Origin of the sequence: Pacificibacter sp., from assembly GCF_039769035.1 — a bacterium.
In the GTDB taxonomy this organism is placed as follows: Bacteria; Pseudomonadota; Alphaproteobacteria; order Rhodobacterales; family Rhodobacteraceae; genus Celeribacter.
The window spans coordinates 1-13,532 of record NZ_JBDMZG010000020.1 but is presented as its reverse complement, the minus strand read 5'-3'; the positions used below and the strand labels follow the sequence as shown (position 1 = coordinate 13,532).

At 54.2% G+C, this 13,532-nt stretch carries 11 protein-coding genes; 2 read left to right on the top strand and 9 right to left on the bottom strand.

Translation table 11 applies throughout. The annotated features are described in order from the left end of the window. Positions 1–3: 3 nt before the first annotated feature. The 3 genes from ABF287_RS01350 to ABF287_RS01340 all read right to left on the bottom strand — a co-directional run bounded on the left by ABF287_RS01350 (position 4) and on the right by ABF287_RS01340 (position 2,238). Positions 4–708 (bottom strand): RlmE family RNA methyltransferase, encoded by a 705-nt coding sequence (locus ABF287_RS01350; protein ID WP_347183227.1) that lies wholly within the window; start codon positions 706–708, stop codon positions 4–6. A 111-nt stretch (positions 709–819) separates the two neighbouring features. Next, positions 820–1,260 carry a TerB family tellurite resistance protein gene (locus ABF287_RS01345; protein WP_347183226.1) on the bottom strand — a complete coding sequence of 147 codons (441 nt, stop codon included), beginning with the start codon at positions 1,258–1,260 and terminating at the stop codon, positions 820–822. Positions 1,261–1,365: 105 nt separating this feature from the next. Next, on the bottom strand, positions 1,366–2,238 hold the full coding sequence (locus ABF287_RS01340; protein ID WP_347183225.1) for an NAD(P)-dependent oxidoreductase: 873 nt from the start codon (positions 2,236–2,238) through the stop codon (positions 1,366–1,368). A gap of 92 nt (positions 2,239–2,330) precedes the next feature. Here ABF287_RS01340 and ABF287_RS01335 point away from each other — a divergent pair, with 92 nt between their 5' ends. Together ABF287_RS01335 and ABF287_RS01330 are read left to right on the top strand one after the other, a co-directional pair. Continuing rightward, positions 2,331–4,793: a penicillin acylase family protein gene (locus ABF287_RS01335; protein WP_347183224.1), complete on the top strand. Its 2,463-nt coding sequence runs from the start codon at positions 2,331–2,333 to the stop codon at positions 4,791–4,793. Between the two features lie 101 nt (positions 4,794–4,894). After that, positions 4,895–5,323 carry an RbsD/FucU domain-containing protein gene (locus ABF287_RS01330; RefSeq protein WP_347183223.1) on the top strand — a complete coding sequence of 143 codons (429 nt, stop codon included), beginning with the start codon at positions 4,895–4,897 and terminating at the stop codon, positions 5,321–5,323. Between the two features lie 9 nt (positions 5,324–5,332). Here the strand turns inward: ABF287_RS01330 and hflX are convergent, their stop codons facing one another. The 6 genes from hflX to ABF287_RS01300 form a co-directional block, all read right to left on the bottom strand. Then, entirely contained in the window at positions 5,333–6,622 is a 1,290-nt protein-coding gene (gene hflX, locus ABF287_RS01325) for a GTPase HflX (protein ID WP_347183222.1), read from the bottom strand. Positions 6,623–6,625: 3 nt separating this feature from the next. After that, complete coding sequence (gene hfq, locus ABF287_RS01320) at positions 6,626–6,859, bottom strand: RNA chaperone Hfq (RefSeq protein ID WP_085849467.1); 234 nt, start codon at positions 6,857–6,859, stop codon at positions 6,626–6,628. 181 nt (positions 6,860–7,040) lie between these two features. Then, positions 7,041–8,597 carry a potassium transporter TrkG gene (locus ABF287_RS01315; protein ID WP_347183221.1) on the bottom strand — a complete coding sequence of 519 codons (1,557 nt, stop codon included), beginning with the start codon at positions 8,595–8,597 and terminating at the stop codon, positions 7,041–7,043. Continuing rightward, positions 8,597–9,973, bottom strand: coding sequence for a Trk system potassium transporter TrkA (trkA, locus tag ABF287_RS01310; RefSeq protein WP_347183220.1), 1,377 nt, complete (start codon positions 9,971–9,973; stop codon positions 8,597–8,599). The genes ABF287_RS01315 and trkA overlap by 1 nt, the downstream gene beginning before the upstream one ends. Before the next feature lie 101 nt (positions 9,974–10,074). Beyond that, positions 10,075–11,478, bottom strand: a complete 1,404-nt coding sequence (locus ABF287_RS01305) for a sigma-54 dependent transcriptional regulator (protein ID WP_347183219.1) — start codon at positions 11,476–11,478, stop codon at positions 10,075–10,077. Positions 11,479–11,498: 20 nt separating this feature from the next. Then, positions 11,499–13,532, bottom strand: a 2,034-nt coding sequence (locus tag ABF287_RS01300) for a PAS domain-containing sensor histidine kinase (protein ID WP_347183218.1), incomplete at its 5' end; no start/stop codon positions are given.

Sequence of the window (13,532 nt, the reverse complement as noted above, 5' to 3'; positions counted from 1 at the left end):
GCTTTAGCCTTTAAAGCCCGTCGCCACGACGAATTTTTCAGAACTGTCAGACCGCGATGCTGGCGGTTTTACATTCATCACTTTGGTGAAACGTTGCTTAAGCAACTTTTGCAAATCGCCCTCTGCACCACCAGCCAGAACCTTGGCCACAAAAGTGCCGCCCTCGTCCAACACGTCAAACGCAAAATACGCCGCCGCTTCACACAGCGCGATGATGCGCAAGTGATCGGTCTGTTTATGCCCAGAGGCCGACGCCGCCATGTCAGACATCACAACATCTGCACGCCCGCCGAGCCATTTCTTGGTTTTGACGTCAGCGTCATCTTCCATAAAATCAAGTTGGTGCACTTCGGCGCCTGCAATCGGTTCGACTTCTTGCAAATCGACACCCAGAACATAACCAATGCGCTTGCCGGATTTCTCACCCAATGCATTCACGCGTTTGACCGCAACCTGACACCAACCACCTGGGGCACAGCCCAAATCCACCACCCGCGCACCCGGCACAAGAAAGCGGAATTTGTCGTCAAGTTCCAAAATCTTATAAGCCGCACGTCCGCGATAGCCGTCAGATTGCGCCCGTTTTACATAGGGGTCATTCAGCTGGCGTTCGAGCCAGAGCGTCGACGACAACTTGCGCCCGCGTGCGGATTTCACTTTCACCCGCAGATCGCGTGCACCGCGACCTGATGATTTCTTTTCGGCCATGTCAAAAAATTCCTGTATTTGAACGCATCATAACAGGTGCGCGAACAGATTGGAATGCGCAGCGGTGGTTCAATGTTAAGCAACGAAAGGTGTATCGGCTGCGGTCTTGTCCTAGCTTTGTGCCGCAGCCTGCAGCTCGATGGCACGTTCAGGCGAAACGCCAAGCAAGGCTTCGATTTGATGCAGCAGCGCGTCTTCGTGCGCATGTTTGACACCATCGGCGTAAACGACACTCCAAAGCGCAATCAATGTGGCTTCTTTCTCTTCCACACTGATTGTGTCCTTCATCAGTTCCGTCATTTCTTCAGTGTCCGGCATTTCGCTTTCCAGCAACTGGCAGGACGCACGCATTTTAGAGGCCTCGACTGGGTTCAAGCCGTAGCGCTTGCTCAGAACTTGATCGATCACTTTGATTTCTTCGAAAAGCACGGTCTTATCGGCCTTGGCCACGCGCACCAAAAGCGCCCCCATTGCATGTTGTGCATCGGCCTCTGGCAAGGGCGTCTTATAGGGTTCAGGCTTCTTAAAGAGTGCGCGAAGACTTTCAAACATACCAATTTCCATACTTAAACATGTGAAACAACGTAATCGCAGCCCAGCCAAAACACTATAAGAAAGTCGCTGCCCCGTCGGCGTCGGGGCAGCCGACACGTGACGTTATTCAAAAGCTTTGAGGCGTTTCATCAAGCTAGAAGTGTCCCAACGGCCACCGCCCATTTGTTGCACATCTTTGTAGAATTGATCGACCAAAGCAGTGACAGGCAAGCTTGCGCCAACATCATCGCCCGCTTCCAAACAAATGGCCAAATCTTTGCGCATCCAATCCACGGCAAACCCGTGTTCATATTCGCCCGCCAGCATGGTTTTGTGACGGTTGACCATTTGCCAACTGCCAGCCGCACCGCCAGAAATCACATCCACCAACGCTTCGCCATCCAGACCTGATTTTTCCGCCAAATGCAGCGCCTCTGACAGACCTTGGACCAGTCCCGCGATCGCAATCTGATTGCACATTTTGGCGGTTTGGCCTGCGCCCACCTCGCCCAAGCGTTTGACGATTTTGCCGTAGGCCTGCATCACAGGTTCGGCAGTGGCGTAATCGGCCTCAGAGCCGCCACACATCACAGACAGCACACCATTTTCGGCCCCTGCTTGCCCACCAGACACAGGCGCGTCGACATAGCCGACGCCGTGTTCTGCAGCAATCGCTGCCAATTCGCGGGTCACTTTCGCAGAGACCGTGGTGTGATCGACAAAGATCGACCCCTTCGCCATGCCCGCAAACGCGCCGTCTTCGCCCAAACACACAGAGCGCAAATCATCGTCGTTGCCGACACAAGCCATGACAAAGTCACATCCCTCAGCCGCCTCACGCGGTGTCGCTTGCGCAGCACCCCCATGGGTTTCGGCCCAGTTTTGAGCTTTGGCAGATGTGCGGTTAAAAACGGTTACGCCGTGGCCTGCAGACGCCAAGTGTCCAGCCATAGGAAACCCCATAACCCCAAGTCCCAAAAATGCTACTGTCGCCATGGCTTTTGTCCTCTGTATAAATGTGGTTTAACCCGTCCCGAGTCCTAAAGCACAGGACCGCCAAATTCACAATAAGCAGGTCTGCACAGCCCATGGCACTTTTCTTCAAATGGCTCTTTCGCATTGTCACGGGTCTGATCGCCTTGGCCGTCCTGTCTATCTATATGGCCTACTATTTGGGCTCCAGATCTCTGCCAGATTACAATGCAACGTTTCAAGTCGACGGTATTTCCAGCCCGCTTGAAATCGCCCGAGACACCGCCGATGTGCCGCATATCTTCGGCGAAACCGACGCAGACGTCTTTTACGGCTTGGGATTCGCCCATGCGCAAGACCGCCTTTATCAGATGATGCTGCTCAGACGCACCGCGCAAGGCAAGCTGTCCGAGGTGTTTGGCCTGCGCACCAAAGCCACGGATGAGCTGATGCGCCGCTTGGGCGTCTACGAGGCTGCCGTCGCCTCGACGTCTCGTCAAACACCCGAAACTTTGGCCGCTTTGCAAGCCTATGCCCGTGGCGTGAACGCTTGGATTGGCGAGGTCAACAAGGGTGCTATGGGACGCGGAGCACCAGAGTTTTTCTTGTTCCCTGCCGAAATCGCCTATTGGCAACCGCAAGATTCCATTGCGCTTTTAAAACTGGCGTCACTGCATTTGTCAGACCATATTTCGACGGAAGTGTTGCGCGCGCGCACCTCTTTGATGCTGCCGCCCGAACGTGTCGTTGACATTTTGCCTGATGCCCCAGGAACACCAACAGCTGTGTTGCCAGAGTTCGCAGCGTTGTTTCCTGATGCGCAAAAATTTGTCCCTGAGCTTGACGTGGATTACGCCATGGCGGGGTTCAATCCAGCCCCCCTTGGCGGCGCTTCCAACGTATGGGCAGCCACCTCTGCGCGCGCCGCATCTGGCGCGTCGCTTATGGCCAATGATCCGCATTTGGGATTCAGCGCCCCCGGGGCATGGTATTTGGCGCGTATCGAATTGCAGACAGGCGGCGTGATCGGCGCAACGATTCCCGGCATTCCTTTTATAATTGCGGGCCGCAAAGAAACGCTGTCTTGGGGCATCACATCGGCCTACACCGATGATGCCGACCTGTTTATCGAACAGGTCAATCCTCAAGCCCCTGACGAAGTTCTAACAGCCAACGGCTACAAAAAGATGCGCAGCAGGCCGTCTATTTTGCGGATCAAAGACCAAGCGCCTGAAACACTGAAACTGCAATGGACGGACAATGGCCCCGTGTTGCCCCAGTCAGCATTTGACCTGAACACAATTACTCCAAACGGGTATGTTGTGTCGGTCTTTTGGACGCCACTGGCGACCGACGACACATCTATGTCTGCGCTTATGAACCTGATGAAAGCCAATACGGTGACCCAAGGGCTTGCGGCGGGTAAAGACTTCGTCGCGCCTGCGCTCAATTTGGTTTTGGCCGACCGCGATGGCGTTGCGCAAAAAACCATTGGCCGCGCCCCGCTTCGTGATGTTGCGCATCAAAGCCAAGGCCGCATTCCATCTCAGGGCTGGGTGACAACCAACCAGTGGCAAGGCTGGCGTGCCTATGAAAGCCTGCCCTTGTTCATGCCGCAGTCGGGCGAAATCATCGGCAATACCAACAATAAAACCACTGACGAAGCCTTCCCCAATCATCTGACGTTCCACTGGGGCGACACACAACGTGTGGAACGGTGGAAGCACCTGATGCAAAGCCGCAAGGTGCACACGCGTGAAAGCTTTATCGAGGCTCAAAACGACATCGTGTCTTTCTCGGCGCGCTCATTGCTGCCACTTGTCGCGGCGGATCTGTGGTTCAAAGATGAAGCCGCCCCAGAAGGCACGCCCGAACGTCAGCGTCAACGCGCGTTGAATCTGTTGGCGGAATGGAACGGCGAAATGAACGAACATTTGCCCGAGCCGCTGATTTACTCCGCGTGGATGCGCGCCCTGCAAGACCGTCTTATTCGCGACGAACTTGGGCCTTTGGCACGCGCCTATACCCACGTGGAACCCTTGTTCATCGAACGCGTTTACCGCGACCTCGACGGGGCATCTGTATGGTGTGACGTCTTGCAATCCGCAGCGGTCGAGACCTGTTCGGACATCGCCCGATTGGCTTTGGACGATGCATTGCTCTGGGTCGGTGAAACCTATGGCACGGCCTTGGAATCGCTGCGTTGGGGCGATGCTCACACGGCCGACCACAAGCACCCTGTGTTGGGCAACGTGCCCTTCGTCAAATGGGTCGTCAACATTCGCCAATCCACGTCTGGCGGCGACAACACATTGATGCGCGGTGTGACATCTGGGAAAGGCGATCAGCCCTTTACCAACGTGCACGGTGCAGCTTTCCGCGGCGTGTATGATTTTGCCGATCCTGACAGCTCTGTATTCATCATTCCGACTGGTCAGTCCGGACATCCGCTGTCGCGCCATTACGATGATTTGGGCGAATTGTGGCGTCGTGGTGAATATGTGCCGATGAGCCTCGATCCTGATCTGGCCCGCGCGGCTGGTGTGGGGATCACCCGCATTTTGCCAAACGCAAACTAGAAGCGACGGCAAGTCTTTGGCGTGATATGAAATATTTCTTGCCGCGTGGATCGTGCCGTTGCACTGTCTACCTCCCACAGATCAAGTTTAGGAAGCTTCACATGCTGCGCTCAATTTCTCCACTCCTGTCCCCTGACCTTCTGCATGCCTTGGCATCCATGGGGCACGGCGACACGATCGTCATCGCGGATGCGAACTTTCCGGCGGACGCTATGGGACAACGTTCTGTACGCCTTGACGGGATTTCTGCGACGGACACCTTAAGCGCCGTCCTAAGCCTGCTGCCGCTTGATACCTTCATCACAGACCCCGCCATCACCATGCAAGTGGTCGGCGACGCGAATGCCACGCCGCCGGTTGTGCAGGAATTTCAAAATCTGATTGACACCAAAGCCGACGCGCCCGCCAAGATTGCAACCCTTGAGCGTTTCGATTTTTACGACCGTGCCAAAGATGCGTTTATCATCGTTCAAACCGGTGAAACACGTCTTTACGGCAATATCATCTTGACCAAAGGCGTGATTGGCTAACGTGCCAAATCACATCTCGCGGTATTCTTTTTCCTGACGCGGCGTCCACAGAACAACGACCTCATAGCCGTTTTCGGTCGCCTCTTCAGATTCCAAGATTTGCTGTTCAAACAACCACGCGCGTTTTTTGCCGTCCGCATACGGGATGGTAAATTCGCGGCGGATTTTCTCTTCTTCGAAAAAGCTGGAAATCGCCTCCAACAATTGCGGCACACCCTCACCCGTAGTGGCAGAGATCGCGAACTTATCGTCCTCGGCTTCTGCTCGGGCCAAACGGGCCTCATGCGCATCAGAATCGAGCAAGTCGATCTTGTTCCAAACCTCAAACATCGGTGCATCATCTTTGATGCCCAGATCGCTCAGAATTTGACGCACGTCTTGCGCTTGCTCGTGAGATTTTTCGTGAGCAATGTCACGCACATGGACAATCAGATCCGCATCGAGCACCTCTTCAAGGGTCGCGCGGAATGACGCCACAAGCTGCGTGGGCAAGGACGAAATAAAGCCCACAGTGTCGGACAAAATGATCTCGCGATCTGTGCCACCTTGCGGGGCTTCCAAAACGACGGAGCGCATGGTCGGATCAAGTGTCGCGAACAACATGTCTTTGACGAACACATCTGCGCCCGTCACCTTGTTAAAGAACGTCGATTTCCCAGCGTTGGTATAGCCAACAAGCGCCACAATCGGAAACGGCACTTTCGCACGCGAGGCACGGTGCAATTCACGCGTTTTCACAACCTTTTCAAGCTGTTTGCGCAATCTGTTCATGTGGTCATCAATGGCGCGTCTGTCGGCTTCGATCTGGGTTTCACCCGGACCACCAACAAACCCAAGACCGCCACGTTGACGTTCCAAGTGGGTCCAAGCCCGTACAAGACGGGTGCGCTGATACGCCAATGCTGCCAATTCGACCTGCAAAACACCCTCGCGGGTCCGCGCACGATCCGAGAAAATCTCGAGGATCAAGCCCGTCCGGTCGAGCAGTTTAACGCCCCACTCTTTTTCAAGATTGCGCTGCTGCGCGGGGCTCACAGGGCCGTCGATCAGCACGAGATCAATCTCGTTTTCTTTCAGACGTACCCGCAGTTCTTCGATCTTACCTTTGCCGAACAACCAACCGGGTTGCAGCTTGGGCAAGCGAACGACCTCGCTGCCGATCGTATCAAGCGACGGCAAAGCGATAGCCAAAGAAACCGCCTCGGCCAAACCCGATGCGGGGTCACGCCGATTGCGATCAGACTGAATGTCAGGGTGGATAACCCAAGCGCGCGTGAGCGGCTTATCATGTTCTTGCAAAGTTTACTCTTCGCCGTCGTACAGGCTGATGGGCGTGGACGGCATAATTGTTGAAATCGCGTGCTTATAAACCAATTGCGATTGTCCGTCACGGCGCAAAAGAACACAAAAATTATCAAACCACGTGATCACCCCTTGGAGTTTCACACCGTTGATTAGAAAAATTGTCACTGGAACTTTTGCTTTACGAACATTGTTTAGAAATGCGTCTTGCAGGTTTTGCTTATCGGCGGCCATATCTTTTTTGCCTTTTTTATTGCGCTTTTGTTGCGAACTGCCTCTCTGACGGCAGCACTTCGCGGTAGGTTCGCAACATGTTGACCGGAATGTCAAGATTTCAGACCGCCTAAAACACGAACTTGTTCCTCAATGGCCGCAAAAATCGTGACCACGCTTGATGCAATTCATAGCTTGCAGATTATTTGCGCCAAAATTCTGGGTTCAACAGTGCAACAATCGCCAACATTTCCAATCGTCCCAAGACCATAGTGGCCATCAAAATCACCTTGGGGCCTGTTGAAAGATCCGCGTAATGCAATGGGGCTTCGGCGGCAAAATACACCAACGGGCCTGTTGTGGTCAGCGCAGAAACAGTAAACACTGCCGCCTCTTCGAAGTGAATGCCGAACAATGACAAGGCCATCATCACCACCGCAATCGTCAGCGCGAACAGCATAAAATACACCCATGCGACGTAAGCGCCTTGGCGACGCAACCGCCGTGCACGCGCGCCAGCGCCTCCGACAGAATTGGGCGAAATCAGCTTTTCAATCTCGCGCTCTCCATGGCGCACCAACGCATAAAGGCGCAGCAGTTTAACGCCACCAGCAGTGGTCGCCACGCCGCCGCCAAAGACCGCAAGCCCAAACAACAACACGCCAGGCGCTTGTAGTCCAGACCAATTGCGCGCCGCTTCCCAACTGCCGCTTTCAAAGCCAGTGGTGGTCAAAAACGACATCACCATAAACATGCTGCCCCAAAACGACTGCAGTGCCGCGATAAAGTTGTTTTCGTTGGCCACCTCAAGCGCCCCACCCCAGTGACGCAAAAACAAAATGATTGGCAGGCCGATCAACAAGGCCATGGCGATCTTCATCTCAGAATCTTTGTGGAGCGGTTTTACGTCTGGACCAGTTTGATCAATCGCGAAGGTTTTGCGTGACAGGGCCAGAAACATAAACGCGAAAATCAGCATCTCTGCGCCCAAACTTGACTGCGCCCCGACAAGCCCGCCCACAGGTGAAATGCCGGAGGTCGCCATCGTCGACATCGCGTGACACAGGGCAACAAAGGGAGAAGAGCCTGTCATCGCCAAGGCAAACCAAAGCACGACTGTGAGCCCAAAATAGACAGGAAACAGACGTTGCGTGTAACGTGACAGCCGCTCAGGTCCCGCAGCCACGCGAACGATTTGCGACGCACGTGATGCCGTTGCATTGCCCGTGGGGGCTGCTCGCGCCGAGATCACTTCAAACCCACCCAAATTCAACGGTGCCAACACCGCAATGGCCGTTACCCATGCAAACAACCCACCGAGCCAGCCCACAAGAGCGATCCACAAATGCACGGTGCGTGGCAAACGATCTGGGTCTTCAAACACAGTCGCGCCCGTTGTGGTCAGCGCCGACACCATTTCAAAATATGCATTGAAAAAGGATGTGTTTGGAATTGCTTCGGAAAACGGAACAGCCAAGACAATTGGTAAAACAGTATAGGCAGCGAGCAGAACCAAAAGCTGGTTGCGACCTTCGCGATCTCGGTCCGTTCTGCCCTCGCGGTCAACATCCGTCTGACCGCGAAATCGCGAAATGGCGATCATGCTGGCAAACGTGGCCAACATGATGCTTGAGTAAAAGAACGACCGCGCTGCCAGATGCTGTTCAACCAAGCTGCCGTAAATTGCGGGCAGCAGCATGGCTGCGGCACAGATCAACATCAGTTGAACTAAGAATGGCATGCGCGAAAAGCGGTTCATTAGAAGTAATCAATCGAAACTTGCAACAGGCGTTCAACTTCGGGCACGTCATCGGCCAAAGAGAACAGCGTGATCACATCGCCCTCTTCGATCCGTGTTTCACCTGCCGGTTTCATATAGTCTGTGCCGCGCATAATGGCGCCAATCAACACGCCCTCAGGGATTTCGATATCGCGGATACGTCGCCCCGACAGCGGTGACGTGGACAAGACCTGTGCCTCGATGACTTCTGCCTCACCATCGCCAACAGAGTAAACGTTGCGCACCCGCCCGTGGCGAATGTGGCGCAAGATCGAAGACACCGTTGTGGCGCGCGGGTTGATGTGGGCGTCAATATCCAAGGCATCCAAAACAGGCACCAGTGAGGGATCATTCACCAAACAAATCGCCATGGCACAGCCAGCTTGCTTGGCACGCACGGCGGACAACATGTTGACCTTATCGTCGTCCGTCACACAAAGTACCGCATCGGCGCGTGCAATGCCCGCTTCGGTCAGAACCTCATTGTCCAAGGCGTCGCCATGCAAGACAATCGTGCGCTCCAATGAGTCCGCGGCATGTTCCGCAATCGTCCGGTTCTTTTCGATAATCTTTGCTCGCACACGGTCCGTACGCGCCTCTAGGGCTTGGGCAACCGCAAGGCCGACGTTACCGCCGCCCAAGATCACCACGCGCTCTTGCTTGCGATTGGTTTTGCCGAAAATCTCAAGCGTGCGCGCCACATCTTCGGACTTACAGAACAAATAAACATCATCGCCCGCATAAAGCTGGTCATCAGCATCTGGCGAAAACAGAGTTCTGTCGCGCCGAACACCGACCACAATCGCGCGCAATGTTGAAAACAGATCGGTCAATTGCCGCAAAGATGTGTTTAGAACTGGGCAATCGTCATCCAGTGAAATCCCAAGCAACTGTGCACTGCCCCCCAAAAAGGCTTGCGTGTCAAAGGCAGCAGGAGCCGCCAAACGCCGCATGGCAGCCTCGGCCACCTCTTTTTCGGGTGAAATCACAACATCGATGGGCATGTGATCGCGGCGGTAAAGATCAGAATAGATCGCGGTCAAATAGGATTGCGCCCGCAAACGTGCAATCTTGCGCGGCACATCAAACACCGAGTGGGCCACCTGACAGGTCACCATATTCACTTCGTCTGAATGGGTCGCAGCAATGATCATATCCGCATCACGTGCACCCGCTTTTTGCAAAACGTCAGGATATGAAGCAAACCCTTCAATCCCTTGCACATCAAGCGTATCCGTCGCGCGACGCACCAAATCTGGATTGTTGTCGACCACGGTCACGTCGTTTTTTTCGCCAGACAACTGACGTGCAATCTGCCAGCCAACCTGACCAGCGCCGCAAATGATGACTTTCATCGCATCATCCCTTGTTTTTCAAACCCTTGGTTTGCACGTTCACCAAGGCGCGTCAACGCCTTGCCGGTCCCCGTAACACCTGCCCTTGCCCCAGTTTCAGGTCAATCAACCTGTTCTGGCACATAGGCCACACGGCCACCCGACTTGTTTCCAGTGACAACCCCCAAGGATTTAAGCTTGCGGTGCAAGGCGGACCGCTCCATGCCGACAAAGGTCGCCGTACGTGAAATATTACCACCGAAGCGATTGATTTGCGTCAACAAATACTCACGCTCAAACAGCTCACGCGCCTCGCGCAGCGGCAAAGTTGCGATGCTTGGTGACAAAATGGAATGCCCATCGTCTTCACCTTGTGCGGATTGCTCAGGCAATTCGTCCGCTGAAATTTCAGCTGTGCCGTCGCCCAGAATAAGCACCCGCTCGATCACATTTTTAAGCTGACGCACATTGCCAGGCCATGCCAGCGTTTGTAGCATCGCAGTGGCATCTTCAGACAATTTGCGCAGGGGCAGCCCCTGCACTTTGTTAAACTGCTCGATAAACGCCTCAGCCAAAAGTGGAATGTCTTCGCGGCGTTTCTCCAAAGCGGGCACGTCAATCGGCACAACATTCAGACGGTGAAACAGCTCTTCCCTGAAAGTACCCGCGGCAATTTCCGCTTCAAGATCACGGCTCGAAGACGAAATAACCCGTAAATCGACAGAAATCTTTTCGGACCCGCCGACACGTGTGAACGTTTGGTCGACCAAAACACGCAAAATTTTCGATTGCGTGCCAGAAGGCATATCCGCGACTTCGTCGAAATAGATAATGCCGCCATTGGCCTCTTCCAACAGACCCTTTTCGATGCCGTTTTCCGGAGTTTCGCTGCCAAACAGAACGTTTTCCATCCGATCAGGTTCGATCGTGGCCGAGCTGACGGTAACAAAAGGATATGCACCGCGATCCGAATGGGTGTGAATAAAGCGCGCAGCGACTTCTTTACCAACACCAGCTGGTCCTTTGAGCATCACGCGACCATTGGATTTTGTGACCTTTTCAAGGTTCAACTTCAGCTGTTTGAACGCGGCGGAGCCACCGATCATTTCAACGTCTGCACCGTCTTTGCGTTTGAGTGCCGTGTTTTCTCTGCGCAGGCGCGAGGTTTCCATTGCACGCCCAATCACGACCATCAGCTGGTCGATGTTAAACGGCTTTTCGATAAAGTCGTAAGCGCCCTGCTTGATCGCTGCGACAGCAATTTCGATATTGCCATGGCCCGAGATGATAATAATTGGCACATCGGGATGCTCGCGTTTGACATGCTTGAGAATATCGATCCCATCCATGTCACTGTCCTTGAGCCAAATGTCCAAGATCATCAGTGACGGCACTGCGTCATTGATCTCAGCCATGCAAGCGTCAGAACTGCCGGCCAGTCGGGTTTCAAACCCTTCATCTCGCAAAATATCACCGATCAGTTCACGAATATCACGCTCATCGTCGACAATCAGAATATCAGACATGACTTACTCCCACTCCACGCTCACACTGCAAGTTTTTCTTTTATATAGCTAATTTCGGGATCCAAAAGATCCAAACGCACAGTTGCACTCGCCCCTATGCGCCCCGACGGATCCAGAGGCACGCCATCACCAAGCGTCAAGGTGCCCCCATGTTCGTCGATAATTTTCTTCACGATCGGCAAGCCCAATCCTGTCCCTTTGTCACGCGTGGTGACATAGGGCTCAAACAACCGCGACCGGTCTTCAGGCAAGCCAATCCCATTGTCTGTTATCACAATCACCGCTTGCCCATCCTGTTCGGACATGGCGACGCGAATGCGTGGCTGATACCCAAACGGAACTTCTTTTTCCTGCAAACTTTCGATCGCTTCACCAGCGTTCTTAATCAAGTTTGTCAGCGCTTGCCCGATCATCGTTGCATCAACTTCTGCCACGGCGGTGGCCAGATCAATCTGGGTTTCAATTTGAACCCCGACCTGCGCGTTGCGTTGCAACAAAACGGCACCGTTGACCAGCTCAACCAAATCTTGCTCACGCCGCTCAGGGCTTGGCATTCGGGCGAACTTTGAAAACTCATCAACGATGCGACGCAAATCGCCCGTCTGACGCACAATCACTGAAGTGTATTGCTCCAAAGACGACCGCTCTTCCTCTTCCATGCCGTTGCCAAATTTTCGCAAAATACGCTCGGCAGACAACTGAATTGGCGTCAGCGGGTTCTTAATTTCATGAGCAATCCGCCGCGCAACATCACCCCACGCAGCCATACGCTGCGCGCTCACAAGATCGGTCACATCATCAAAGGCCACAACGTAGCCTTCCAAGACACCATGAACGTCACGCCGCAATGCGATGCGCACCAACAGGCTTTCTTGCGCTTCTGAGCGGATCAATCGAATCTCGTCCTGCACGACCTCGCGGCCTTGCGTTCTCAACGCTTCAAACAATGGCCCGAACTCTGGCACTGCAACACTGAGCGGCGCGTCCGTCACATCCTCGCTTTTGATCGACAACAAGCCTTCAGCCGATCGATTGAGCAACGACACACGCCCTTCAGAATCCAAGGCGATCACCCCAGCGGTGACAGATCCCAACACGGAATCGAACAGACGGCGACGACGCTCAATTTGAGCATTGCGATCCAACAAGGTGTCGCGCTGAACTTTCAATTCGCTGGTCATTTGGTTGAACACGCGCCCCAAGGTGGCGATTTCATCGTCGCCGCTGCCCTCTGAGACACGCGCCGTTAGATCACCGTCTTTCACGCGATTTGATGCATCCACCAAGCGCCCGACAGGACGCGCAAGACTTTCAGCAAACCACAACCCAACCCATGTGGCCGCAAAGATAAGCACCAAAGCGAACGCCAAATAGATCAGGCCGAATTCAAACAACATTCGCCCACGCTCGCTTTCGAGCTGATTGTACAGGGCAACGGTTTCTTGAGTTTCGTCCAACAGGCTGAGGATTTCACCGTCCACATCACGGGTCACATACAGGTACCGATCCGCAAAGCCAGACAAGCGCAACAAAGCGCGGCTTTCATTGGCATTCCAATCTTTGATCAACACCAACTCGCCCACTTCAGCGCGGGACAATTCCTCGTCGGAGGGCAATTCATAGTCAAAGAGATACGATCGTTCACCACGCGCTGTGATGTCGCCAGCGCGGTTGATGACATAGGCCTCGCGCAAACCGCGCTGGATCAGCCCCTGCCCTTGGTTCAACACTTCACGCAGCGCTCCATCGGGCAAAATCGTCACCGACCGGCGCCGCTCTGTGATGAATGTGGCCAAGCTGCGCGTATCGGTGGCAAGACCATTGCTGTGCTCTGCCTCATAGGCCTCAGCAGCAGACAGAGATGAGCCAACCACATTGCGCACCCGATCCGAGAACCAGCCCTCAAGACCGAAATTCAGCGTCACAACGGCAAAGACCGCAACGGTGACTGTGGGAATAAGCGCCAAAGCAACGAAAACGCCGGTCAGTCGCAGGTGAAGTCGCGAGCCCGCGGATTGCGCGCGCCGTGCGCCAATCATTTTGACGACGCGCTG